This window comes from Mitsuaria sp. TWR114, assembly GCF_007997345.1.
Window position 1 is genome coordinate 1 of sequence record NZ_VOSR01000981.1, and the last position, 792, is coordinate 792.

General features: G+C 68.1%; 1 pseudogene. It reads right to left on the reverse strand.

Features of this window, described 5'->3' with window-relative positions:
• Positions 1-656 (reverse strand): annotated as a pseudogene (locus FUT87_RS26540) (asparagine synthetase B); the annotation flags it as partial.
• Positions 657-792: the final 136 nt, after the last annotated feature.

Below are 792 nucleotides of genomic sequence, written 5' to 3' on the forward strand. Positions count from 1 at the left end.
CCCAGGCGCTGGTCGCCGCGCTTGATGACCAGCGTGTGCGCGGGCGGCAGCTTCAGCGCCTGGCGGAAGATGGTGCGCGGCTCGGCGACGTAGCCCAGCGCGAAGTACTCCTCGACCGCCTGCGGCACGATGTCGCGCTTCATCGCCGGGTGCGCGAGCAGCGCTTTCAACTCGGAGCCGAAGACCAGCGTGCCGTCGTCCAGCAGCGCGTAGAACATCGGCTTCACGCCGAGCCGGTCGCGTGCCATGAAGAGCTGGTCGCGCGCCTGGTCCCACAGCACGAAGGCGAACATGCCGCGCAGCTTGTGCACGCAGTCCTCGCCCCAGGCCGACCAGGCGTGGACGATGGCCTCGGTGTCGCTCTTGGTCTGGAAGACGTAGCCCAGCGCGGTCAGCTCCTCGGTGAGCTGCTGGTAGTTGTAGATCTCGCCGTTGAAGACGATGCCCACCGAATGGTCCGCGTTGAACAGCGGCTGCTGGCCGGTGGCGATGTCGATGATCGACAGCCGGCGGTGGCCGAAGGCCAGTCCCGGTTGCAGGTGGATGGAGCCCTCGTCCGGGCCGCGGTGGTGCAGCGAGTCGTTGATGCGATGCATCAGCGCGCCATCGAAGTCGCGCCGCCCCCGGGTGTCGAAGAGTCCGCTGATTCCGCACATGCTCGTTCCCCTGCCTATCCCTCAGTTGTTCTTGTCGTCGCCGGCACGGTGGCCGCGCAGCGTGTCATACAGCCCCTGGTAGCGGGCCACCATGGCGCGCATGCTGAAGTCGCGCTCGACGCGCGCGCGGCGGCCT